The organism is Psychrobacter sp. NPDC077938, from assembly GCF_044542635.1.
Taxonomy (GTDB): domain Bacteria; phylum Pseudomonadota; class Gammaproteobacteria; order Pseudomonadales; family Moraxellaceae; genus Psychrobacter.
In genome coordinates, this window is sequence record NZ_JBITUW010000002.1 from 75,228 (window position 1) to 101,419 (window position 26,192).

Consider the following 26,192-nt stretch of genomic DNA (forward strand, 5'->3'; position numbering starts at 1 on the left):
GGTCTTGAAGCTAAGCGAAAGCTATTAAGCGATTAACATTGAATAATGGGTATATGGTTATGAATAATATAGATTCAAAAGACCTATCGACACCTAAGGGTGACAACGACAATGACAACATCGACTTAACGGCGCTGGTTTTGGTTTTGTTGCGTGGCTGGAAAGTCATAGCGCTCATGGCAGCAATCGGACTCTTAATAGGATTTTTTTATACACGTTATATTAATCCGACCTTCAAGTCTGATGCGCTGATCCAAATTGAAGAAAATTCCCAAGGAGTCGATGCGCTTGGTGCAAACATCTCAGAGTTGGTTGGAGAAGAAGTGAGCAAAGCTGAGGCAGAAGCCGAGCTCATACGGTCTCGGATGATACTAGAGCCAGTCGTCGATATGCTACATCTAGACATCAAACTTACCGATCCTAATATTGGCTATCTCGATAAAATAACAAACGACCGCATTAACACTCAGTTGAATACAAATGATGGTGTGTCTTTGAGTACAAAAAACGGGATCGTACAAATCAATCAGTTCGATGTGTCACCAGCGTATTTAAACCAGTCTTTTACGCTGTCACAGTCTGACACAGGATTTGTCTTGAGTAATGGACTAGATGATTTCAAAGGACAGTTAGGTCAGCCGCATCAGTTTAATGGGGTAAACGGTGAGATTAATATTACAGTGACTGAGCTACCTACAGACGGTTATCCTATTGGCATCACCAAGCAGACCTTGAAGACCACGACAGACGTGATTAATAGCGCATTGTCTGTGGAAGAAAAAGGCGATAAAACCAATATTATTCAGCTGTCGATGACAGGCACAAACCAACAGCAAATCACGACCACACTTGATCAAATAGTCCAGTCTTATATCGATCAAAACCAATCTCGGGGTACAGAAGAAACTACCAAAACATTGGCTTTCATGGAAACGCAGATTCCAGCATTAAAAGAAAAGTTAGACGCCTCTGAAGCTCAGTTCAATGAATTTCGTAAAAAGCACGGCACCATCGATGTAGGTAAAGAAGCTGAGCTATTACTAAATGAAAAGTCTCGAATCGATGAGCAGCTCAATGATCTCAAATTAAAGAGAGCAGATCTAACGACTTACTATACCAATGAGCACCCACTCGTTATCCAGATAAATGAGCAACTAAAAGTCCTCAACAGTCGAATAGGAGCAATAGGTAGCACCGTTGCAGGACTGCCTGAAATACAGCGAGAGTTCTTAAAGTTATCGGAAGATACAGCCATTAATAGAGAGATTTACCTCACACTGCTCAAAAATTATGAACAACTAAAAATCGTTAGAGCTGGTCAGGTTGGTTATGCCCGTATTCTAGATAGACCGACCAGTACCTTCGATGCCATTGCACCAAACAAATTCCAAATTATGCTGCTGGCGCTACTCGTAGGTACTGTACTTGGGGTAATGCTGGTTTTAATCAGAAACTTAATTAGAAATGTCGTAAAAGACCCAGAACATCTAGAGTCTAAAACGGGGATTCCTGTTATTGCAACGATTCCACGTTCGACCTCGATATCTAAGCTAGGTAGGAACAAAAAAAATATAGGTCGGATGCTTGCTCATGTTGATCACAACGGCTTGAGCTATGAAGCAATTAAAAATTTACGGACAAACCTTTTATTCGGTAAGACGACGAAGACAATAGATGAGAAATCCGCTCAGACCATATTAATCACCGGAGAAAGCCCGGGTGTCGGTAAGTCTTTTATTACGGCTAATTTGTCTGAGGTATTTGCACAGCTTGACAAAAAAGTGCTGATTATCGATGGAGATATGCGCTTAGGTGAGCTGCACAAAATGTTTGGTATGAATCCAGACAGTGGGCTCACAGATTATTTACTGCAAGCTAAAGATAGTTCTCTAACAGATAATGAGCCTCGATTAGATACTGACATGGCTAAATTAAACCTTGAGAGTTTTATTCAGCCGACTGGTATGGATCATATCGACCTTATATCGCGGGGACGACCGTCGCATAATCCGACTTCGTTATTGATAGGAGAGAGGTTTAATCATTTGATGGCAGCGCTCAAAACGAAGTACGACTATATCGTTATTGATGCGCCTCCTATATTAGCTGCATCAGACGCCATGGTGTTGGCACAGCACGCAGACAAAGTACTTATCGTCACCAAGTTTGATCATTCAGTAGAAGGCCAGCTGGTCTATGCCATCAAACAGATGAGTAAGGCAAACGTACAAGTCGATGGCATCATCTTAAATGACATACAGCAAAGTATTTTGAACAGGTACAGCTATCACTACCATTATGCTTATGGACACAATTCGTAGTTAGCTACTGTCCATGGCAAACGAGCGACATAACTTAAGTAGGTGGATCTTATGTTTATAAAAACAGAGTCTAACAATGCTTATCACACGCCAAGCGATCTCAATCGATGGTCGAAGCGTATGACGCTGTTTTTATTAGCCTTACCACGCTTTGCTAAATGCTCTATCTTATTTGGCATCGACTTTTCGGTTGCTGTCCTTTGCTTGGTAGCGGCATTGGCATTGCGTCAAGGTTATGTCGACGATCAAATTGGCCTTATGGTGTTGGCTTTTTATGCATTGATACCTGTCGTCAGCTTATATCTGATTGGCTTTTATAGAGGCGCCTCTAGAGGGTTTTTCGATGCGGCGATGGGTCGAGTATTACAGTTATTTTTGTTACTTATTATCGTTTATCAGTTCATCATTTATGTGAACCCAGTGTCAATGATGCCGCGCTCAGCGCCAATTATATTCCTATTCTTATTCTTTATTTGGTTATGGAACAGTCGGCTAATGATTCGCGGGTTGCTGAATCGACTACAGAAACCAGATAGCCAAGGTCGCCTAGATAGTTGCTGTGATAACGTGATTATTTATGGCGCAGGATCGGCTGGTAGAGAGCTATTAGAGAGCTTGAGACATTCTCATAAATACAATGTAGTGGCATATATCGATGATGATCCGCAGCTAATAGGGGCTTATCTACATGGTAAAAAAATATATGCCGCTCATGCGCTACCTTGGTTAATAGAAAAATTACATATCGCGCAAGTGATTTTGGCGATGCCTTCTATGAGCCGTGGTCGTAAAAAACAGATTATGGATAGCCTGTCAGGCGTTTCTGTCAAGTTAAAGGATTTACCAAGCTTACGAGAGCTTGCTGATGAGATCGTAACAGTCAGCCATATACGTCCGGTTGATATATTAGATGTGCTTGAAAGAGAGACTGTAGAGCCAGTTGCTGAGCTCCTCCAAAAAAACATTGCGGGTAAAAACGTACTCGTAACAGGGGCAGGTGGTTCTATTGGTAGTGAGCTGTGTAGACAAATTATGAAAAATAAACCTGCATGTTTGGTGTTATACGAGCAGTCTGAATATGCTTTGTATACAATCGATCAGGAACTTAGAAGCCTTGTCGCTAGTAATGTCATTAGTAGTATTGAATATCAAAATACTGAGATTGTCAGCATCATTGGAAGCGTGGCTAACGAAAAAAAATTAATAAATATATTCGAAAAATACCATATAAAAACGATTTATCACGCTGCAGCGTATAAACATGTACCGATTGTCGAGTCCAATCCATTTGAAGGCACGATTAATAATACTAAAGGCACCTACCATTGTGCCTGTGCTGCGATAAAGGCTCACGTTGATACGTTTGTATTGATCTCTACTGACAAAGCAGTACGTCCGACCAACGTGATGGGAGCCTCTAAACGTTTGGCTGAGCTTGTCTGCCAAGGACTGAGCCAAAGCAACAGTCATACGTGTTTTAGTATGGTGCGTTTCGGCAACGTTTTGGGCTCATCGGGCTCTGTAGTACCATTATTCACCAAACAAATTGAACAAGGTGGTCCGATTACCATCACCCATCCAGACATCACGCGCTACTTTATGACTATACCGGAAGCAGCCAGTTTGGTTATCCAAGCAGGGGCTATGGCGTTCGGTGGTGAAGTATTTGTACTTGATATGGGAGCGCCCGTCAAAATTGTGGATCTTGCAAAACGTATGATTCGTCTGACAGGGTGCGAGCTAAAAGATGCGAGCAACCCTAATGGTGATATCGAAATTGTATTTACTGGATTGAGACCAGGTGAAAAGCTCTATGAAGAGTTAATCATTGGTGCCGACAACATAGAGACCACGTTTCATCCACTCATTATGCAAGCAATGGAGCATAGTTTTCCATTGGAAGACATCGAAGCTATCTTGTTTGAGTTTATCGAAAGATCAAAGCGGCACGATACTCAATGGTTGAAAGCACAGTTTAGGACCTTCGTTGAAGGCTACCGAGAAGGCGATGAAGCTGATGTCGAAAAGATAGATATAGAACTGATGGACGTAGTGAGTTAATAGAATAAAAAATTGAAGTAAGTAAACTAATAGAGTGGTTAAAAGTATGCTGCGATTAGCCAAAGAATTGTTTGCCCTGTTAACTGTAGACCAGCGACGACGTTATTTGTCTTTGCAGATCATGATGGTGTTCATGGCATTTATGGAGCTGCTAGGAATTGCTTCTATAGGGCCCTTCATGGCCTTAGTGGCTGATATGCAGCTGCTTGAAACCAATGCAATTCTTAATCGTATATATGTAGCTAGCGGTGTGAGTACACATACAGATTTTTTGTTTATAACGGGTCTGTTTGTACTGTTGATGCTTAGTTTAGCGTCTATTTTGTCGATGATTACGACATGGCGTTTGTCTTTATTTGCTTATTCTGTTGGTACAGAGATTAGTGATCGTTTGTATCATTATTATTTGCAAAAAGACTGGTTGTTCCATGCCAGTGGAAGCAGCGCTCAATTGACGAAGCAAATTGCAACTGAGGCATTAAGAGTAACAAACTTTATTATTTTGCCATTTATACAGATGAATGCTCGTCTAGTATTAGCAGTATTTATCTCAGTTAGTATCTTTATTTATAACCCATTGATAGCAACCGTAGGGGTTGTATTGTTTGCTAGCGGTTACGTAATTATATACAGAATGATTCGTAAGCGTATCGCCTTGTATGGAGAGTACGTTTCTACTACCTCAACTGATCGGTTTCGCTTAATGAATGAAGGTTTTGGGGGGATCAAAGATGTACTACTCTACAATCGTAGACATGATTTTGTACATCAGTTTGAGACAAGTGGAAAGTTATTTGCGCATGCTCAAGGAGTAAATACAGCATTAAGCCAAGCACCTAGATATTTAATGGAGTTGTTAGCTTTTGGTGCAATGATTGGGCTAGTTTTAGTTTTGTTGACAACACGCGAAGGGAATTTGAGCCAAGTATTACCTATATTGACCGTTTATGCTCTTGCTGGTTTTAAGTTATTACCTGCTTTGCAGCAAATATACCATAGCGTTGCTACGATTAGAGGCAATACGGCTGCTTTTGATTCTATAAAAGAAGACTTGCTTGCATCATTGACCGTAGATAGTGAGCAGGGTGCTGCTTCAGATATTGCGAGCGGTCAAACAATTGATTTAGCAAAAATCGAGACTATACGACTGAATAGGGTTAGCTTCACCTATCCTAATAAAGCAATGCCAGCATTAGATAATATAAATCTAAATATACCTATCAATTCTACAGTTGGTTTTGTCGGTGAGTCGGGGTCTGGTAAATCTACAGCTATCGATCTATTACTAGGTCTTATTGCACCAACTACCGGACAGTTAATGCTTGATGACTTAATTATCGATGAAAAAAACAAACAGGCTTGGCAGCAATACATAGGTTTCGTACCGCAGAGTATATTTTTGAGTGAAGGTAGTATCGCTGAAAACGTCGCTTTTGGCATATGTCGTAAAGATATTAATTTAGTAAGAGTAAAACAGGCAATTAAGCTTGCCCATTTAGAGTTCTTAGTAAACAGTTTATCTGAAGGTTTAAATACTAAAGTCGGTGAACGAGGCGTACAACTATCTGGAGGACAGCGACAGCGTATTGGCATAGCTAGAGCTTTATACAATCAAGCTGATGTATTGGTGTTTGATGAAGCAACAAGTGCCTTAGACGGTATTACTGAAAAAGTCATAATGGACGCTATTCAAGAGTTAAGTGGGCAGAAGACCATCGTAATGATAGCCCATCGTCTAAAAACAGTAAAAAATTGCGATATTATTTATTTTATGGAAAAAGGTAAAGTGATTGAACAAGGCACTTATCAACAGTTGATAAATAGCAACCCAACGTTCGAAAAAATGGCTATGTATTCATAGTTAAAATAATAAAAAATTATTTTTATAAATCTCTATTTTCTATGGTAAATAACGATTATGAAGTTTTAATAATAAACGCAATAGGGTATATGGATTTATTCGAGAGATAAAATATGAAAAATATATGCTTTCTTATAGGTAATCTTAATCACGCTGGCGGTACTGAAAGAGTAACCAGTTTAATTGCGAATGGGTTTGCCGAAAGAAGTTATAACATCTCAATTTTAAGCCTTGTGGGAGGCGACAATCCTTTTTTTAATCTAAATGATAATATAGAAAATCACTTTTTATACTCTAAGAGTGTGTCTTTTAAAAAAAGGATTTTACAAGCAATTTATAAGTTACGTCAATTTGTAAAAAAACAAAAAATCGATACGCTCGTTGTGGTTGATAGTATTTCATGCATATTTACAGTACCTGCGCTAGTGGGTTTGAATGTCAATCATGTTTGCTGGGAGCATTTTAATTTTAAAAATGACTTAGGGAAACCTGTTAGAAGGTTAGCTCGTCAATTAGCCGCTCGATATTGTGATGCAGTAGTGACTTTGACAGAAAGAGATAAGCAGTACTGGTTAGATGGCACACATCATAGGTCTCAAATAGTAGCAATACCTAACCCCTGCCCATTTCCACCGCAGACATATATCAAAAAAGAAAACACCAAAATCGTATTGGCAGTTGGTGGGTTGACTCAAATAAAAGGCTTTGACATGTTACTTGAGGCTTGGGTGCAGGTAAATAGCTCTATGCCTGATTGGAAGCTAGTCATAGTTGGTGAGGGAGAGGATAGAAATAAAATAACAGGATTTATTAAAAGGACCAAATTGACAGAAAGCGTGTGCCTAGTAGGTAATACCTCTCATATAAGTAGATATTATGAACAAGCGGAAATATTTTGCTTGAGCTCTCGTTTTGAAGGTTTTCCAATGGTATTACTTGAGACGCTGGCTTTTGGACTACCTGTTGTTAGCTTTGATTGTGATACAGGCCCTGCAGAAATATTAAAAGGTACGGGTTCTCTCTTAGTGCCAAAAAATAATACTAAGCAACTGGCTTCAGCATTGATAAAGCTCATGAATCATAAAGAAGATCGAAAAATGATTGGCATAAAAAGTAGGGGTAAATCTGAAAAATATCAACCTAAAGAAATAATAAACCAGTGGGTTTTTTTATTGGAAGGTTTAAAAAAACAAAATTATTTTTTATATGGTTATATTAATTAAGATAAAAAATCAAGTATTTTTGGGCGGGTAATAATTATCAAATATAGTTTTAGTATAAACAGTAATAGCATGAGATATGATCAATATTTAGTTTGCGCATATTCATAAAAGCTACTTATATGAAATCCATTTATGTTATAGCCTTTAGAAATAAATAATAAGGAGAGCGACATGAAAGTTCTAATAGTAATTAGTAGTGTCAATAGCTCGGGCGGTACTGAGCGAGTAGGATGTATGCTTGCGAATAGCTTATCTGAAGTAGGGTATGAAGTAATACTAGCTAGCATATCCTATGGAGATAAACCTTTTTTTCCTATAAATAAAGAAATAAAACTAGTTTCTTTAATGAGTTTTTCAGACCATAGGTTACTCCGTATTCCTAATACTATTTATAAATTAAGGAAGCTACTAAAAGAAGAGGAGATTGATGCATTGATAGTAGTAGAGACGTTATGCTCTCAATTTACTATACCTGCCACCATTGGCTTACCAGTCAAGCATATATGTTGGGAGCACTTGAATTTTAATCACGATTTAGGAGTTAAAAGTAGAAGAGTCGCTCGTCAACTAGCAGCACGATATTGTGATTCAGTAGTGACTTTAACGGAAAGAGATAGACAGTATTGGTTAGACGGCACGCATCATAAATCGCAAATCTTAGCAATAGAAAATGCTTGTCCATTCCCACCACAAGACTATATAAAGCGAGAAAATACAAAAACCGTATTGGCAGTAGGTAGGTTGATTCAGGTGAAAGGTTTCGACATGTTGCTTGAGGCTTGGGTTCAGGTAAGGGACTTTATGCCAGACTGGAAATTAGTCATAGTTGGCGAAGGCAAAGAAAGAAACAAACTCACAAAATTTATTGAAGAGAATGAGTTAACTGAAAAAGTGAGCTTGGTGGGTAAGACTTCGGATGTAAGTAAATACTATAAAGAAGCAGAAATATTTTGTTTAAGCTCTCGTTTTGAAGGTTTTCCAATGGTACTGCTTGAGGCGTTAGCTTTTGGACTACCTATTGTTAGTTTTGATTGTGATACAGGCCCTGCAGAAATATTAGAAGGTACAGGTTCACTTTTAGTACCGAAAAACAATATCGATGAGCTTGCTTCAGCCTTGATAGAGCTGATGAATAGTAAAGAAGATCGAAAAATAATTGGCTTACGAGGAAAAGAGAAATCTAAAAAATATCAACCTAAAGAAATAATAGGGCAATGGATTGAGCTATTAGAAAAGAGTGACTAATTATAGAATAAATAGAATTAAAATAATGGATGTATGCCTACTCATATAACAATTTTATAGCTATAGGATAACAATGAAAATACTATATGTTATTACAGGCTTAGGACAAGGAGGCGCTGAACGAGTTGTTTGTGACTTGGCGGATGCCATGGTCCAAAAAGGACATCAAGTTAGAATTGTGTATTTTGTAGGTGAGGTACTTACTAGACCAACATGTGAAGGTATTGAGTTAATGAAAGTTAGCTTGACCAATATAATCTCTCTACCTGCTGCATATATTTTGCTATCAAAAATAATTAAAAGTTATCAACCTGACGTTGTGCATTCGCATATGGTCCATGCAAATATTTTGACGCGCTTAGTCAAAATAGTAACTCCAATAAATAGATTGATATCCACCGCCCACAGTAGCAATGAGGGCGGTGCACTACGTATGCTAGCTTATCGACTGACCAACCGCTTGGCCGATGTAAGCACCAATGTCAGCAACACGGCAGTTGCCTCTTTTGAATCAAGATATGCAGTACCAAAAAAAGGAATGAAAGCTATATATAACGGAGTGAATTTTGATGACTTTAGTTATAGTACGCAGGCAAGAATTGCAATAAAGGATGAGCTCGGGCTAGATCAGAACTACAAGGTAATCTTAGCAGTTGGTAGGTTTAATAAAGCAAAGAACTACCTTAATCTCTTGAGGTCCATAAGATTTTTAAAAAACGCTAATTCTATTCCTTTTGTACTGATTATTGCAGGTGATGGTGAATTAAGGTCAGAAATCGAAAGGCATATTATAGAGTTAGAATTAGATAAAGAAGTTATTTTGTTAGGTAGAAGGAGTGATATATCAAGGTTGATGAGTGCTTGTGATACGTTCGTTTTATCATCTGATTATGAGGGGCTGCCGACAGTATTGATTGAAGCTTTAGCTTGTCAAGCAAACGTCGTTTCTACTGATGTTAGCGGCGCCCGTGAGATATTAGACGGTTATGGAAGTATCGTACCTATCCAGAAGCCTGAAGCTTTGGCAAAAGCCATCGAAGCTAATTTATTAATTGAACAGAAGAACATTCTAGGTCGACAATATGCCAAAGACAAATTTGATATAAAGATTATTTCCGATGAATGGGTGAAAATATACTATGAGAAATAATAGGCAATTATTCGAGAGATTTTCTAACGCTAATATATTTTTATTAGTTACCGCTATATTTTTCTCAAAAATAATTGCATTTGTACTGATGGAATACGATATTTTAGTAATAAACTTGGGCGGTGGCAGCGATGCTAATTACTATAACTCTTATGCTGAAGGCTTTACAGATACCGCAGTAAATATTTGGCCAGTATTACTAAGGTGGTTAAACGATTATGGCTTGTATTCGCGTGATTTGACTACTTATTTCTTATTTTTTTTAAGTTTAATAGCCATTCCTATTATAGTAGTTAGACTATCAGGACTAACATTCAAAAGAAATCAAAAATACTATTTATACGCTCTTTTAGTTTGCTTGATTCATCCAACGATATTCTTTTTTTCAACAGATATATTTCGCGATATATTTATGGCCTTTAGTTTTCTATTAGGATGCCTGACAGTAAAGTGGTTCTTAAATAGTCATAGTGTCTTTGGTGCTGTTTTTTATTTTTTATTATCTGTGGCGATTGGATTTTTCTTAATAGAGATAAGACCTTATTTAGGGTATGCATACTTGCTTAGTCTACTTTTCTTAAAAATAAAATTTACTAAAAGTAGAGCTTTTTATTTAGGTCTTCTCTATCTTGGACTTCTGTTTGCAGCAAACTATTTAGGCGTTTTGGACTTGCTAACTGAGTATCGGTCTGGATTTGAAGAGTCGGAAGGTGGCTCGACTCTAGGTCTCAGCTTCTCTAATCCTATACTATTTATACCTAATTTTATAATTAGCTTTTTGGGGCAGATGCTGGGCTTGTACATTACTAACCCGCTAGCGCTTGTACTATTTGTACTCGAAACCGTTCCTTTCTTTTTCATGCTCATATATGTATTAAAGAACATTAAGTTAGCAGACAGCTTTGTACGTTTTCTCATTATATTTTTCGTGTTCTACGGCAGTGTTTGGCTGATCGGAAACGATAATTTAGGCACCGCAGTACGTTTAAGGATATACAACTATTTGGCTATATATATCAGTTTTTTTTATATCTTAAGGCTTAAAAGATCTTCTTTTATGAAGTCCTCCTCAAGTAGAGTATAGGTGGTGAATGGATGAAAATAATTATTTTAGGCACCATTGCTTATAGTTTTTATGGCTTTCGCGCTGACCTTATTCAGGAGTTAGTCAGACAGCAGCATACTGTCTATGCGTTTACTTCTGAATATACTCAAGATGAGCTAAAGAAGATAGAAAAGTTGGGTGCCATACCTGTAACCTATAGTTTAAATCGAGGTGGCTTAAATCCTTTAGCGGATATCACAGCAGCTTATCATCTGTCCAAAGTTATTAAGAAAATAGCGCCAGATGTTGTGTTCTCTTACTTTTCTAAACCCGTTATCTTTGGCACGTTAGCAGCAAAAATAGCAAAGGTTCCACAGGTTGTAGGTATGCTCGAAGGATTGGGTTATTGTTTTACAGATCAACCTGACGGCCTCAGCAAGAAGGTAAAAGTGATTAAAGGTATCCAGGTCTTATTGTATAAAATTGCTTTGCCACGGTTAAATCGTCTTATATTTTTAAATACTGATGATCCTAATGATTTATTGAAGCGGTATAAAATACAAGTGAAACAGATAAATGTGCTAGGTGGTATCGGCTTAAATCTAAGTCAGTACAAATATCAGTCCATAGTAAATATCGAAGAACCTATCAAATTTTTATTTATTGGTCGCTTATTGAAAGAAAAAGGTGTCCATGATCTTATTTCCGCTATAAAAATAGTAAAGAAAATATATCCTGAAGCATATTTCACTATTTTAGGAGAGATAGATGCTTCTAATATGGGTGCATTGCAGAAATCAGAGTTAGATGAGTTGATTGCATCGAACATCGTAAACTATCCTGGTCATGTTGATAATGTAAAAGACTGGATTGCAAATCATCATGTGTTTGTACTGCCGTCTTATCGTGAAGGGGTGCCTCGCAGCACTCAGGAAGCGATGGCAATTGGAAGACCTATTATCACTACTGATGTACCTGGTTGCCGTGAGACGGTTATTGATGGAGTAAATGGGTTTTTAGTAGAAAAATGGAACCCAAAAGCTTTGGCAGAGAAAATGATTTACTTTATAGAACATCCTGAACAAATTAAAGAAATGGGTGATGAAAGCTACAAGCTAGCACAAGAGAAATTTGATGCAGATAAAGTCAATAAACGACTAATAAATATGTTGGGTTTATAAATGATAAAACGACTAATTGACATTGTAGGTGCAACGACAGCGTTAGTAGTGCTGTCTCCTGTCTATGCTGCAACTGCCTACAAGGTGAGTAAAAATCTTGGCGCACCTGTTCTATTTCGTCAGATTCGTCCAGGTCTGTATGGTAAGCCATTTGAGATGATAAAGTTTCGCTCCATGAAGGATGATATAGACGCAGATGGCAATCCTTTAGAAGATGGCGCGCGCCTGACATCGTTTGGTAAAGCGCTGCGTAACACCAGCCTTGATGAGTTGCCTGAGCTTTGGAATGTCATAAAAGGCGATATGAGTCTAGTGGGCCCGCGACCATTATTGATGGAATATCTGCCCTTGTATAATGATGAGCAAGCGCGCCGACATGACGTCCGCCCAGGCATTACAGGGTATGCTCAAATTAATGGTCGCAATGCTATTGGGTGGGATGAGAGGTTTGCACTGGATACATGGTATGTTGACAATCAGTCGCTGTGGCTGGATATCAAGATTTTATTTAAAACAGTGAAAAAAGTCATTGTTAAAGATGGTATCAGTGCTGAGGGCGAAGCAACTATGAGTAAATTCATGGGCAATAGTATTAATGAAGAAATGCTTTAAAAGTACTCTTTGCTAATAGCAATACAGTTAATCAAAAGATATTAGGCATGAAGCAAATCATAATAGATAGCAAGGTTAATAACATAGTGAGCAGTTTATCGTAGAGCGTGACACAATATTAGACATAAGTACCATAGAGGAACATATGCTAAATACCCCTTTTTCACCTTGGCCAAGTTTCACTCAACAAGAAGCCGACGCTGTCAGTCGAGTGCTACTATCTAACAAAGTCAATTATTGGACAGGCGAAGAATGTCGTCAGTTTGAGCGAGAGTTTGCTGATTGGACAGGTAGTAAATACGCAATAGCATTGGGTAATGGCACCTTGGCATTGGATGTCGCGTTACAAGCACTCGATATAGGTGCAGGTGATGAGGTCATTGTCACACCGCGTACCTTTATTGCTAGTATCTCGTCAATCGTCAATGCAGGCGCGACACCCATCTTTGCAGATGTCGATGCAGCAACTGGCAATATCACTGCTGAGACCATCACAGCTGTATTAAGCGACAAGACGAAAGGTATCGTGTGCGTCCATTTAGCTGGCTGGCCATGCGATATGGACAGCATTATGGCAATGGCAGATGAGCATGACATATATGTCATTGAAGACTGCGCGCAAGCTCATGGCGCACGATATAAAGGGCGAAGCGTGGGCAGTATTGGTCATGTTGGGGCATGGAGTTTTTGCCAAGATAAAATTATGACCACAGGAGGTGAGGGTGGTATGGTCACCACTGATAGCGAACTGCTATGGCGAAAAATGTGGGCGTATAAGGATCATGGTAAGAGCTATGCTGCAGTCTATGAAACGGAACAATCACCTGGCTACAACTGGCTCCATGAGAGCTTTGGCACCAATTGGCGTATGACTGAGATGCAAGGTGTTCTGGGGCGTATTCAACTGGAGAAAATGAGTGAGTGGACAGCAAAACGGACTACTAATGCACAAGCCATACTAGAGGCCTGTAGCAAATGGGAGTCCAAAGGCTACCTTTGTGTGCCGAGACTAGAGCATTTAGCGCAGTTCTCCAATACGAACCATGCTTACTATAAATTATATGTCTATGTGCAGTCCGATAATCTACCTGATGGCTGGACACGTGACCGTATTATTGAAGCAATTAACAATCAAGGTGTGCCGTGCTTCTCTGGATCTGCGTCAGAGGTCTATTTGGAGAAGGCCTTTGATAATACAGGGTTGCGTCCAAGTGTTAGATTGCCAATGGCAAAGCAGCTAGGTGAGAGTAGTCTGATGTTTCTAGTGCATCCTACGCTTACGGCGGCTGAAATTGAACTGACGATACAGGCGATCGATAGCGTATTTGCTTCGATGGTCGAATAAAATGGCAATGAATGATTATTTTTAGAAATTTACTTTGAAGTTGACGCTACTCTTACTGAAAGCACAAGATAAATTTGCCTACACATACGTAATGCTGTTTAATTAACTTATTATAAAAATTTATCAGTGCGCAGGCTTTATCTTACGCTAGGATTTTGTAGCGTACACAGGTACAATATTACTCTTAGTCAAAGATTGACGAAGCAAAGGACAGGCATGCAAAGTATTTGCGCGCGCTGTCTTTATTTTTTTATATCGTACCCTCTATTGGAGTTACTATGTCTACTGCCCAAGAATCCGCCACCGTTTTGGACGGCAAAGCACTTGCCAAACAAATAGAACAGGATCTGCGCACGCGCGTAGATACGATTAAGGAAAAGACTGGCCGCACCCCAAGCTTAGCGACGATATTGGTTGGTGACGATCCGGCCTCTGCTACTTATGTTCGTATGAAAGGCAACGCCTGTAAGCGTGTTGGCATGGACTCTATACGCGTTGAGATGCCAAGTGCCACGACCACTGAGCAGCTCATGGCAAAGATAGATGAGTTAAATAGCAATCCAGATGTACACGGCATTTTGCTACAGCATCCTGTTCCTGAACATATCGATGAGCGTGCTTGTTTTGAGCAGATTGACTTAGCAAAAGACGTCGATGGTGTGACTTGTCTTGGTTTTGGTCGTATGGCGATGCAGCAGTCAGCTTATGGCTCATGCACACCGCAGGGCATCATGCATCTATTAGAGCATCATAATATCGAGCTATCAGGTAAAGAAGCAGTAGTCGTAGGGCGTAGCGCTATCTTAGGTAAGCCAATGGCGATGATGCTATTGAATGCTAACTGTACGGTGACGATCTGCCATTCAAGAACTCAAGATTTGGCGGCGCATATTAAGCGTGCAGATATCGTGGTTGGTGCGGTAGGTGTACCTGAGCTGATTAAAGCAGAGTGGATCAAATCAGGAGCGGTTGTCATTGATGCAGGTTTCCATCCAACAGATGATGGCGGTGTTGGTGATATCGAAATGAAAGGCATGGAAAACATTGCCAGCGCTTATACGCCAGTACCAGGCGGCGTTGGCCCAATGACTATTAATACGCTTATTCGCCAAACGGTCGATGCTGCTGAAAAATCAGCGGGTTTGAATAAAGGCTAAAAAAATAGTCATACGAATACTGATTGCCGATATATAAGGGGCCTGAGGTCACATAGACTCAGGCTAAATCAACCACATTTCAGTTGATAGGACCTAAACATGGCTAAAAAAAACGTAGGTGTTCATGAGCGACTACAAAGTATTGGTAGAGAGTTTGTCGATGTCTGTCATTACGTTATTTTATTTCTAATCAGTGTGGTGGTAGTCTGGACCGCAGGTAAAGAGTTTATTTATATTGTCCAAAAGGGTTCAGCGGATCTAAAAGACATATTGATGTTGTTTATTTACCTTGAGCTACTGGCTATGATAGGGATTTATTTTAAAACCCACCGACTGCCAGTACAGTTTTTGATATTTATTGCCATAACGGCCTTGTCACGACATTTGGTGGTTGATGTACAGGCAGTTTCAGACTATTTCCATTTATGGCTGCTTGCGACAATTTCTGTGGCCATCATGCTACTGAGTGGCTCTATTGTAATCCTGACTTGGACAGCAAAAACATTTGGTCGTCCAGAGGATAATCTCGATAAGCAGCATGCAAACCTAACAGTTAAGGCGCTATTGCCTGATAATGCTCAGGCACCCGATAGCCATACCAAGCATCGCCGTGAATAATTAGATAGCAATATAAAAAGATAGCAACATAAAAAAAGAGCGACCAGTGGTTGCTCTTTTTTTACGGATGGCATTTGATATTACAACCATTTCAATCTTTTGAAGTTATAGTACAGATAGCTACATAAGGCGATAATAATGGCCATGATGACAAGGTAAGAGTATTTCCAATGAAGCTCAGGCATAAAATCAAAGTTCATGCCATAGATGCCAGCGATGGCTGTCGGCACTGCTAGAATACCTGCCCATGCAGCAAGCTTACGCACCACTTCATTCTGACCCATATTGACCATCGCCATATAGGTGTTCATCACCACACTCAGCATTTCATTGAGACCATTAATGGCATCTAGTGAGTGTAAGAGGTGATCGTTGACATCGCGAAAATACGGCTTAGCGGCTTGAGAAAACCCAGAGACAATCTCACTCTTTTTATGATTGATAAAAAAGCTACAGATGTCTTGCACAGGTAAAATAATGGCACGCATATGTACCAGTTGCGATTTGAGCTCGTAAAGGTTTTTTAGGGTGCCCTTATCAAACTCAGAGGTAAATACGTAGCGCTCTTGCTCGCGTAAGTAACGGCCTAATCGATCGGTAATCGGCATATAGTTATCAACGATAAAATCGAGGATAGCATGCAGTACAAATATAGGACCCATACGCAGCTTTTCGGGGCGACGATGGCAGTGCTCACGTACTGGCGCATAAGAGTTTGACGGACCATTGCGAATCGTAATGAGGTAGTTTTTACCCATAAATATCGCAGTAGTACCATAACGAATGACATTGTCTTCTAGCTTGGCCGTACGTAGCACCACAAAGACCATGTCATTATCGTAGTTTTCGACTTTGGCACGTTGATGATCAGCAAAGGCATCCTCAATCGCTAGCTCATGCAGGTCAAAGGCTTCCTTTACTTTGACCATGGTTTCTAAGCTTGGATCATATAGCCCAAGCCAAATAAATTGACCGTTGTTCCCTAGCGTACGACTCACATCATTAAGCGCCACTCTATTAAGGTTCTCACCTGTTTTACGTGAGTAAGCGTAGCAATTGACCACTTCACCTGCGCTTGATGAATCAATATCTTCATAGCGTTCAGAGTCAGGATCGTAGACCGTCATGGTCTCAATAGTATCTTCAGTAGTGGCGTCCACATCACCATAGATATAGCTATCATCATCGTCCAAATAGAGGTGCTTGTCATTCATATTGGCATAGATATGATTCATATTGGAATCAGGCGCAATATGAGCCGTTTTTTTAATCAATTGATTATTATCATTTTCCATATACTTTCCTGTCATATAATAAAAAACTTCAATAATCCAAATATGTCGTGAACGCTGCTACGGTTTTATCGTATACCCTATAGAAATCTATGGGGCATAGATTTCTATAGGGCATAGCTTTTTAGCGTATCGATATCTACCAATGCCAATAGACTCTCATGACACGCTTCTAGTTTGATTTGCGGTGCGATATCGAAGTCCAATGCTTCAACCCAACGTAGCGCACAGATGCACCAGTAGTCACCAGGTTTGAGACCAGGAAAATTGTATTCAGGTAGTGGGGTAATCAGGTCGTTACCGCGACTGGCAGAGAAGTTTAAAAACTCGCTGGTCATCTTGGCGCAGACGGTATGTTGACCGACATCATGGTTGCCAGTATGACAAAAACCATTGCGATAATAGCCAGTAATTGGATCGAAACAACAGCTGGCAAGTGCGGTGCCTAAGACATTGGTTTGGTTGATGGCAGGGTTTGGGTGGTAATCAGATGACATAAGGCTTCCGAGATAAAAATATGTGTTAGTGTATCATGAGTCTGTGTTGATGACGCTGCCGTAATCGCGCTCATTATCTTATGGTTAACAAAAAATAAACCTCTCGGCTATTCGCCCAATATTGAGCCAAATATATCAATGATGACTGTTACATCTGCTGAGCTAATAAGCGGTAATTGAACTGTAATTAGATAGTGATTGTGGCTAATTGTCACTAGGCGAACCTTGAGTGCTATGCTAAACTAAAGCATAAAGTGCCTTGATTATTTGTCGCAATTTTTTAGCGCATAAAGATACTCGTCTTATCATTCTAAATTATACTTATTATTCACCCTTTTGCGGTTACCTGGTTTGTTTATAAATAATTGGGTCAATGATGTTGCGCGTTAAAAATAAACACACACAGCGTCAATACTCGGCAAATCACCCTTTAAGTACCGCATCAGTACCGCGTTTTTGGTAAGCGATACGCCAAACAAGGATTTATTGTGTCTGTTAGTTCTGATTCTGCAAAACCTGCCCAGCCAAATTCTACCAACGAAACAGTGTCTCAGCCTGCTGAAAATAATGCTGCACCCAATCGCATGCCATATTTGAGTAACTTTGGCAGTGATGTTGCCAATAGTTGGCTATTGCCTGATGGGGTGGTTGATGTCCTGTTTGAAGATGCGCACAAGCAAGAAGTGCTTAGACATCAGTTAATCGAGCAGCTTATTACTCATGGTTATCAGCTGGTTTGTCCGCCGATGATCGAGTTTACTGAGTCCTTGCTAAGTGATGCGTCAGAAGATCTGAAACGCCAAACCTTTAAGATTATCGATCAGTTGACTGGTCGCCTAATGGGCGTGCGCGCTGACATCACCCCGCAGATTTTGCGTATAGATGCGCATCATGGCGGTACAGGTATTGCGCGTTATTGCTATGTGGGCGATGTGATTCATACCTTGCCATCAGGTCTGTTTGGCTCACGTACACCGTTACAGTTAGGTGCTGAGATATTTGGCTGTGCATCACTAGCAGCAGATATTGAGCTGATAGATGTACTGTTTACGATGGTGAATAAACTCAATATGAGTGCAGCGCTCCATATCGATTTGGGTCACGTGGCAATATTCAAACGTTTGGCTGAATTGGCTGAATTGTCAGACAGTGATACTGAGCAATTGATGTACTTATATGCCAATAAAAATCTACCAGAGCTCAAGCGTGTTTGCCGTGCTTTGCCAATGGGTGATGATTTTTATGTGTTAGCACGCTTTGGTCATGATATTGCAAACCTATTAGCCAAATTATCAGATGCGGCGCAGCAAGACAGCCAAATCTCGACGGCGATCGATGAGCTACAGCGTCTGAAAAACTATCTACAAGACCAATGGCAGTGCCCAGTCAGTATTGATGTGACTGAGCTATCAGGTTATCACTATCATACTGGTATCGTCTTCAATGGTTATATCAATAGCGAAACGCAGCCACTAGTACGTGGTGGTCGTTTTGATGGTATGCAAAGCCAGACGCAAACGTTACGCGCGGCCACGGGCTTTAGTATGGATGTTAGCCGATTGCTGGCTCATACGCAGCTGGATGCACCCGCCGTTGTGTTGGTAGACTTTGCCGCATTGACTAACGCAAATGAAGATGAAATGCAGACGTTATTACAACAAGTTGAGAGTCTGCGTCAGCAAGGCTATCGCGTCACTATGCCGTTAGATGCACAGGATAGTCCAGATGATGTGACGCATCGTTTGAGCATGGCTGATGACAGTCAATGGCAGCTACAAACTGTTTAATTGTCTAATAGTAGGCTATTGAATGGCGCACGCGGCGCACGTAGCCAAAATTATTCAGTACAGATTACGAGAACGCAAAATTATTTGTTAGATGTCTCGGTGTTTCTATTTCATAAAGCACTGAGATAAAAAGATATAGCTAAGAAAATCATTTTAATTTTCAGCTTTTATTGCACACACCTCAATACATAAAGGTAAGGATTGATCATGGGTAAGAATGTTGTAGTTTTGGGTAGCCAATGGGGCGACGAAGGTAAGGGTAAAATCGTTGATTTACTTACCGAAAAAGCCTCAGCAGTAGCCCGCTTCCAAGGCGGTCATAATGCTGGTCACACGTTGGTTGTCGATGGCAAAACCACTGTCTTGCATTTGATTCCATCAGGTATCTTGCGTGAAGGCGTCACTTGCTTTATCGGTAATGGCGTGGTGTTAGCGCCTGACGCACTACTAAAAGAGATGAAAGAGCTAGAAGACAACAACGTACCAGTACGTGAGCGTCTACGTATCTCTCCTAATTGCCCACTTATCATGCCTTATCACGTGGCACTTGACCAAGCTCGTGAAGCCAAGCGTGGCAGCGGTAAAATCGGTACAACAGGTCGCGGTATCGGTCCTGCATACGAAGACAAAGTAGCACGCCGTGCGATTAAACTTGCTGATTTGTTCCGTGAAGATCTAGAAGAAAAACTACGTAACCTAATCGAATATCACAACTTCCAACTGACTGAGTATTATAAAGTTGAAGCGATTGATTTTGATGAGACGCTTAAGCTTTGTAAAGAGTGGAAAGAAGAGATCAAAGGTATGGTTACTGATGTAACTGAAGACCTAAATCAATTACGTCTGGCTGGCAAAAACCTAATGTTTGAAGGTGCTCAAGGTACGCTACTTGATATCGACCATGGTACTTATCCATTTGTAACCAGCTCAAGTGTAACTGCTGGTGGGGTATCAACTGGTACAGGTATCGGTCCATTGTATTTAGACTACGTACTTGGTATCACCAAAGCGTACACTACGCGCGTTGGTAGTGGTCCGTTCCCAACTGAATTGTTCGATGATGTTGGTGCTCACTTAGCCAAAGTCGGTCATGAATTTGGTGCAACGACTGGCCGTGCCCGTCGCTGTGGTTGGTTCGATGCAGAAGCATTACGCCGCGCAGTAGTACTTAACTCTATGTCAGGCATCTGCTTGACCAAGCTTGACGTACTAGATGGTCTTGAAGAATTGCTAATCGGTGTGGGTTATAACCTACCTGAGACTGAGTGTGCAGGCGCGCATGATGCTGAATTCTATGAGTCAGTTACACCTAAGTATGAAACGATGCAAGGCTGGAGCGAGTCTACCGTTGGTATCACTAACTATGATGAGCTTCCAGAAAACGCTAAAAAATACATCAAACGTATCGAAGCGCTGATTGGTTGCCCAGTTGATATTATCTCGACTGGTCCTGATCGCGAAGAAACGATCGTACTGCGTGATCCGTACGACGCTTAGTTTTTACTATAAACTTAATTAAATAGTTTTTAGTATTAATAAAAAACCCCAATGCTGAGCGTTGGGGTTTTTTGTGTGTGTTACTTCAAGAATTTGATTGATTACCTTGATTTTCAACAGTGTAAGAGTAGAGCTACTAGCTATAGAATCATCTAAAAAACATCATAAATAATGAATATACCGACATTATTTTGGCTTCATTAAGTGTAAGATATCATAGACGGATTTGGCTTTATCGACATAAAAAAGGAATTTACTATGAAAACGAATACGTTTAAGTCCACGATTCGTAATACCTCTATAGCAATATTTACATCCGCAGCTTTCATGTTACCTATGTTTGCTTGGGGTGCAGAAAACTGTGACAAACCAAACAATGACTTTGATGGGCTATATTGCCTCACGAAAGTATATTTGGAAGCAGATAAGGAGCTTAACAACTCTTACAATAAATTGAGTAAACTTCTAAACAAACAGCAAAAAGCCACGCTTAAACGCGGACAGTTAGCGTGGATGCGCGAGCGCAACGACCAATGTAGTTATAACGATGGCGATGGTTTCTTTGTCAATATGAGCTGTGCCACCAATAAGACAGCTAATCGAGTTAATTTTTTGAATGAACGTGTGCGTGAATGCAATGCAGGTAGTTGTCGAGACAGTCGCTTAGATGATTAAATGTTTTGATTGGTAGTATGTATTAGCAAAACTCTTAGCAAGGTGTGCTGAGGGTTTCTAATTATTAATAATGATATAAATACTCTATAAAATCAGTCTGGTAGCTATAAATGATAAATATGAGTAGCGATAAGGTAAGTAAGTCGATAGCTCATGCATCTGTTGTTGATGAGTACTTAACTTGGATGTAAGTAAGATACTGTTATAAATTTACTTTTATGCAAGGTATGGTCATAAATTAACCCTATCATTTATGGCCTTAATCATTATAATAGGCAGCAATCCGATGTTGGCGCTTATGGTTATACACTGATATACCATGAGTTGTGTAAAACAGTCCAAGTCAACATTGTGGCTAAAGCTAAAACAACGCATTAATTTTTCATATTTTATTGAATTTATCATTTATTAGGAGCTTCTCATGGCTAACGAACGTACTTTATCTATCATCAAACCTGACGCAGTTGCTGGCAACCACATCGGCGCTATCTATAGCCGTTTCGAACAAGCTGGTCTAAAAATCGTTGCAGCTAAAATGCTACAACTTGATGATGAAAAAGCAGGCGGTTTTTATGCTGAGCACGCTGAGCGTCCATTTTACAACGACCTAAAATCTTTCATGATGTCAGGTCCAGTATTGGTATCAGTACTAGAAGGCGAAAACGCTATCGCTCAGCATCGTGAAATCATGGGTGCAACTAACCCAAAAGAAGCTGCTGAAGGCACTATCCGTGCTGATTTCGCTAGCAGCATCGACGAAAACGCAGTACATGGTTCAGATTCAGCTGAATCAGCAGCACGTGAAATCAGCTACTTCTTCAGCGATGATGAAGTTTGTGCACGTACACGCTAATATAGTAAATAAACTATAAGCTTTTACGGCGTTCGATTTGTTTGAGGTAACTGCTATAATAAGACAGCTACGATTTAGACTGATCTTACCTGTATGAGTTTTATACTTGATTGACTATAGACGAATTATTTACAACATTGATTGTTTATAATTGGTTTGCGAGACGGCTTATATCTTATGGGTATAGGCCGTTTTAGCTATTGTAATAATTCTATAATCAAAGAATTACTAAACTGCGACGGCGTTACCATCATCAGATGTACTACTTGTACAATATGCAGTCGGCTGCCTTGTATCTGCTTTAGAGTTTTGTGATTATATTATTCATTGAAATTCTTAGTGACTTGCCTCATTATTAATTTTACTTAGCGTTATCAATCCCTTATCAGCATGTTTTCATTAATTAGAAGAACTGCGCTCATAGCGGATTGCTCATGCACCCATGTATGTATGGCAAAGCCCATATAAATAATTGCACCGCTTAACTAAGCTTCTGCAAAAAGGTTACCTATTATGTCAACTGTTCAAGCACCTACTCAGCACGTACCTGCTAAGATTACTGATAGCATCAAGCTAGTAGATGAGGCCCATGCCAAAACCAATCTATTGGGTATGACGCAAGCGCAACTGGCTGATTACTTCAAGAGTATTGGCGAAAAGCCATTTCGATCTACTCAGGTGATTAAGTGGATTTATCAGCATGGCGTGACAGATTTTGAGCAAATGACCAATTTGAGTAAGTCGTTGCGAGATAAATTATCGCTTAATGCTTGTGTGGTACCGCCTAAAGTGATTCATCGTCAATATAGTGATGATGGTACACGTAAGTGGGTATTTGAAGTCACTGGCGGCTCGTTGGTTGAGACAGTGCTTATCCCTGCAGATGATAGCAAGTTAAATGGTCGTAAGACATTATGCGTGTCTTCTCAAGTAGGCTGTGCACTAGACTGTAGCTTCTGTAGTACAGGTAAGCAAGGGTTTGAGCGTGACTTGAGTGCGGCTGAAATTATCGGTCAGTTATGGGTCGCTAATGCGTCATATATGACAGATGAAAATGAAAGTTTAGAAAACGTTGATCATAGCCTATGGGAAAATAACGTCACCAACGTGGTGATGATGGGCATGGGTGAGCCGCTATTGAACTATAAACCTGTCGTAGGTTCAATGGAGTTGATGCTAAGCGATCATGCTTATGGACTGTCAAAGCGTCGCGTCACGTTATCGACTTCTGGTGTCGTTCCGAAAATGTATCAGCTAGCACAAGACATCGATGTGGCATTGGCTATTTCACTGCATGCACCAAATGATGAGCTGCGTAACGAGCTGGTACCAATTAATAAAAAATATCCGTTAGAAGAGCTGATTGCAGCGGCAAAAAACTATGTCTATGATATCAATCCACGTCATAAGAAGCACGTTACGATTGAATATGTGATGCTTGATGGCGTCAATGACAGTAATGAGCATGCCCATCAGTTGGTTGCACTATTGGAAGGGTTACCAAGTAAGATTAACCTTATTCCATTCAACCCATTTCCACATGCACCGTATGATAAATCAAGCAACAACCGTATTCATGCGTTTAGTAATATATTGAGTGAAGCGGGTTTTGTTTGTACGATTCGTCAAACACGTGGTGATGATATCGATGCTGCTTGTGGTCAGTTGGTTGGACAAGTTGCCGATCGTACCAGACGCTCAGCCGCGTGGCAGCAGAGCATTAAAGATCGTGAAAGCGTTTAGTAGTTCTCTAGAGGATAAGCGCGATATCTGACTGGTATAGCGTTTTAGCTGTCTTTTGTCTGTCGCAATGGTAAGAAAATGTAGCAATGACTGTCAAGATTGCAGAACGTGGCAATTAATAACAACTAAATTGTACTTATAGGGGTTAAATCTATTAAACTGATGTTTCTTTGATCGAACGCATTGAATCCCAGTTTTATGATGGCGGCTATGATGACTTCTAAAAATTCTTGTCAGTTCAAATATCAAAAATCATTTTCTAAATTTTATAAGCAGTCGAGTATCAGTGCTGCCCAAACCGCTTTGCCAAAGCGTGCAGTGCTGTCGGCAGTGTTTGGCGTTCTTGTATTAACTGGCTGTCAGACCACTCCGACTAATGATTTGCTAGGCAACTCTCCTTATCAAACATCTACGCGCGCTAGCAACGATCGAAATTTAGATCAGCAGGAAATCGCCCGTGTACGTACCTCACTTGCTGCGCAATACATCCGAAAAAATGAGCTTGATACCGCGCAGCAGCAGCTCGAAAAAGCCTTTGCTGCCGATAGCCGTTATGCGCCAGCCTATGATATGATGGGCGTTTTGTTGCAGCAAGAAGGCAGCCGTATCAATCTAGCTAAAGCTGATGAGTACTTCAAAAAAGCAATCGCGCTAGATAAAGACTTTGTACAAGCACACAATAATTATGGCGTGTATCTGTCACAGACAAAGCGCTATCGTGAAGCAGCAGAACAGTTTGAGATTGCAGGGGCGACGCTAGGCTATGAAGGCCGTATTGGCGCGCTAGAAAACCTAGGTCGTACTTATCTACAGTTAGGCGATAATAGTGCCGCTTCAAAAGCATTTTTACGGGCACTCGATGGCAATCGTAACAGCATCATTGCTCATATCGAATTGGTAGATTTATTGCTCGACCAACAGCGTGTACCGCAGGCACAGAGACTGTATGATGAGACGCTGATATTGGTGCAGGGGCAAGGCATTAGCCCGCGCTTGCTCTTACAAGGTATCAAGCTTGCAGCAGCACAAAATAATATAACAACGCGCCAGCAATTGGCACAGCAGCTTTTATCCGCTTATCCGCTAAGTGATGAAGCAAAACAACTTAAGACTTGGCTTAACAATCCAGAGGCACCATGGAAATGATCACCCCATCATCTAACACTCAATCTAACGCTCAGGGATCATTTGGTGCCGTGTTGCAGCAAGCCCGTAAAAACAAGCAAGTAACTTTAGACGCAGCGGCGGCTGAGCTGTTTATTCTAAAGCGTCATCTAGAAGCGCTAGAAAGCGAAAACTTCGCTGAGCTACCACAGGCTGCATTTGCTCGTGGTTTTGCGATTAACTATGCCAAATATTTGGGCTTAGACTCAGCAAAAATCGCTAGTAGCTTCGATGCCGCTTATCCTAATGAGTTAAAGGCTAAGTCAGCCAGCAATATCGATACGCCACTGCGCCCAATGGGGACTTTGCAGCGTGATACTCATAACCGTATCCGCTTCAACCCACTATTGATCATAGGCGTTATCGGATTGATTATCTTGGCGGTGTTCCTATTCCGTATGGTAAGTAACGCTAGCAAAGAAAATACCCAAGAGCCTGTATCAGCTGTTGAAGACATGTCAGCGATAGAGCAAGCCCAAGGTGCCGCCATCAATAGTGACGCGAGTGGCGTTGGTGCTTCTGGCTCTGCATTGAATCTGGGTGATGCTGCAACGACTGCTAGCCTAAACCTTGTATTGACAAGCGATGCTGTGGTTAGTATCACGGACTCCTCTGGAAACAGTTTGATAAATGGTTCTCAGTCTGCGGGTAACTATGACTTGTCAGGTATGCCACCGTTTAATGTGCAAATTGATAATATCGACAATGTTAGCTTGATGCTCAATCAACAACCAGTTGCGTTAGATACGTATGCAACAGATAAGCAAGCCACTTTTGAATTGGCACCATAGTCAGTTGCATAAGCGCCAAATTTGAATGAAGCACTCATATGTTTGGATAAAGCATCTATGTGTTTGAATAAAGC

The 26,192-nt window shown here is 40.5% G+C and carries 21 protein-coding genes; 19 read left to right on the plus strand and 2 right to left on the minus strand.

Annotation, left to right across the window (positions count from 1 at the left end):
- The first annotated feature begins 59 nt into the window (after positions 1-59).
- The 12 genes from ACIGBM_RS03875 (at position 60) to ACIGBM_RS03930 (ending at position 15,819) form a co-directional block, all read left to right on the plus strand.
- Positions 60-2,321, plus strand: coding sequence for a polysaccharide biosynthesis tyrosine autokinase (locus ACIGBM_RS03875; RefSeq protein ID WP_397476823.1), 2,262 nt, complete (start codon positions 60-62; stop codon positions 2,319-2,321).
- Positions 2,322-2,372: 51 nt separating this feature from the next.
- Positions 2,373-4,382, plus strand: coding sequence for a polysaccharide biosynthesis protein (locus ACIGBM_RS03880; RefSeq protein WP_397476824.1), 2,010 nt, complete (start codon positions 2,373-2,375; stop codon positions 4,380-4,382).
- 346 nt (positions 4,383-4,728) lie between these two features.
- On the plus strand, positions 4,729-6,243 hold the full coding sequence (locus ACIGBM_RS03885) for an ABC transporter ATP-binding protein (RefSeq protein ID WP_397476825.1): 1,515 nt from the start codon (positions 4,729-4,731) through the stop codon (positions 6,241-6,243).
- A gap of 113 nt (positions 6,244-6,356) precedes the next feature.
- Entirely contained in the window at positions 6,357-7,466 is a 1,110-nt protein-coding gene (locus tag ACIGBM_RS03890) for a glycosyltransferase family 4 protein (RefSeq protein WP_397476826.1), read from the plus strand.
- 171 nt (positions 7,467-7,637) lie between these two features.
- Positions 7,638-8,711: a glycosyltransferase family 4 protein gene (locus ACIGBM_RS03895; RefSeq protein ID WP_397476827.1), complete on the plus strand. Its 1,074-nt coding sequence runs from the start codon at positions 7,638-7,640 to the stop codon at positions 8,709-8,711.
- Positions 8,712-8,784: 73 nt separating this feature from the next.
- Positions 8,785-9,861, plus strand: a complete 1,077-nt coding sequence (locus ACIGBM_RS03900) for a glycosyltransferase (RefSeq protein ID WP_397476828.1) — start codon at positions 8,785-8,787, stop codon at positions 9,859-9,861.
- A complete protein-coding gene (locus tag ACIGBM_RS03905; RefSeq protein WP_397476829.1) occupies positions 9,851-10,945 on the plus strand; it encodes a hypothetical protein in 1,095 nt (364 codons plus the stop codon). The genes ACIGBM_RS03900 and ACIGBM_RS03905 overlap by 11 nt, the downstream gene beginning before the upstream one ends.
- Before the next feature lie 11 nt (positions 10,946-10,956).
- Positions 10,957-12,087, plus strand: a complete 1,131-nt coding sequence (locus ACIGBM_RS03910) for a glycosyltransferase family 4 protein (protein WP_397476830.1) — start codon at positions 10,957-10,959, stop codon at positions 12,085-12,087.
- Positions 12,088-12,699 (plus strand): sugar transferase, encoded by a 612-nt coding sequence (locus ACIGBM_RS03915; protein ID WP_397476831.1) that lies wholly within the window; start codon positions 12,088-12,090, stop codon positions 12,697-12,699.
- A 145-nt stretch (positions 12,700-12,844) separates the two neighbouring features.
- On the plus strand, positions 12,845-14,044 hold the full coding sequence (locus ACIGBM_RS03920) for a DegT/DnrJ/EryC1/StrS family aminotransferase (protein WP_397476832.1): 1,200 nt from the start codon (positions 12,845-12,847) through the stop codon (positions 14,042-14,044).
- Positions 14,045-14,322: 278 nt separating this feature from the next.
- The gene (folD, locus tag ACIGBM_RS03925) at positions 14,323-15,201 is read left to right on the plus strand and encodes a bifunctional methylenetetrahydrofolate dehydrogenase/methenyltetrahydrofolate cyclohydrolase FolD (RefSeq protein ID WP_397476833.1); all 879 of its coding nucleotides are present in this window, start codon (positions 14,323-14,325) and stop codon (positions 15,199-15,201) included.
- Between the two features lie 99 nt (positions 15,202-15,300).
- Complete coding sequence (locus tag ACIGBM_RS03930; RefSeq protein ID WP_057759021.1) at positions 15,301-15,819, plus strand: phosphate-starvation-inducible protein PsiE; 519 nt, start codon at positions 15,301-15,303, stop codon at positions 15,817-15,819.
- Positions 15,820-15,899: 80 nt separating this feature from the next.
- Here the strand turns inward: ACIGBM_RS03930 and corA are convergent, their stop codons facing one another.
- Together corA and ACIGBM_RS03940 are read right to left on the minus strand one after the other, a co-directional pair.
- Positions 15,900-17,054 (minus strand): magnesium/cobalt transporter CorA, encoded by a 1,155-nt coding sequence (gene corA, locus ACIGBM_RS03935; RefSeq protein ID WP_371546973.1) that lies wholly within the window; start codon positions 17,052-17,054, stop codon positions 15,900-15,902.
- Positions 17,055-17,218: 164 nt separating this feature from the next.
- Positions 17,219-17,608 carry a DUF2237 family protein gene (locus tag ACIGBM_RS03940; RefSeq protein WP_057759025.1) on the minus strand — a complete coding sequence of 130 codons (390 nt, stop codon included), beginning with the start codon at positions 17,606-17,608 and terminating at the stop codon, positions 17,219-17,221.
- Positions 17,609-18,096: 488 nt separating this feature from the next.
- Here ACIGBM_RS03940 and ACIGBM_RS03945 point away from each other — a divergent pair, with 488 nt between their 5' ends.
- The 7 genes from ACIGBM_RS03945 (at position 18,097) to ACIGBM_RS03975 (ending at position 26,118) form a co-directional block, all read left to right on the plus strand.
- Positions 18,097-19,395 (plus strand): ATP phosphoribosyltransferase regulatory subunit, encoded by a 1,299-nt coding sequence (locus ACIGBM_RS03945; RefSeq protein WP_397476834.1) that lies wholly within the window; start codon positions 18,097-18,099, stop codon positions 19,393-19,395.
- 207 nt (positions 19,396-19,602) lie between these two features.
- Complete coding sequence (locus ACIGBM_RS03950; RefSeq protein WP_057759029.1) at positions 19,603-20,892, plus strand: adenylosuccinate synthase; 1,290 nt, start codon at positions 19,603-19,605, stop codon at positions 20,890-20,892.
- A 258-nt stretch (positions 20,893-21,150) separates the two neighbouring features.
- Positions 21,151-21,567, plus strand: a complete 417-nt coding sequence (locus tag ACIGBM_RS03955; protein ID WP_397476835.1) for a lysozyme inhibitor LprI family protein — start codon at positions 21,151-21,153, stop codon at positions 21,565-21,567.
- Positions 21,568-21,988: 421 nt separating this feature from the next.
- A complete protein-coding gene (ndk, locus tag ACIGBM_RS03960) occupies positions 21,989-22,420 on the plus strand; it encodes a nucleoside-diphosphate kinase (RefSeq protein WP_057759031.1) in 432 nt (143 codons plus the stop codon).
- 513 nt (positions 22,421-22,933) lie between these two features.
- Positions 22,934-24,163 carry a 23S rRNA (adenine(2503)-C(2))-methyltransferase RlmN gene (gene rlmN, locus ACIGBM_RS03965; protein WP_397476836.1) on the plus strand — a complete coding sequence of 410 codons (1,230 nt, stop codon included), beginning with the start codon at positions 22,934-22,936 and terminating at the stop codon, positions 24,161-24,163.
- A gap of 210 nt (positions 24,164-24,373) precedes the next feature.
- Positions 24,374-25,309, plus strand: coding sequence for a type IV pilus biogenesis/stability protein PilW (gene pilW, locus ACIGBM_RS03970; protein ID WP_397476837.1), 936 nt, complete (start codon positions 24,374-24,376; stop codon positions 25,307-25,309).
- Entirely contained in the window at positions 25,306-26,118 is an 813-nt protein-coding gene (locus ACIGBM_RS03975) for a helix-turn-helix domain-containing protein (protein ID WP_397477112.1), read from the plus strand. Before pilW ends, ACIGBM_RS03975 begins: the two co-directional genes overlap by 4 nt.
- Positions 26,119-26,192 lie beyond the last annotated feature (74 nt).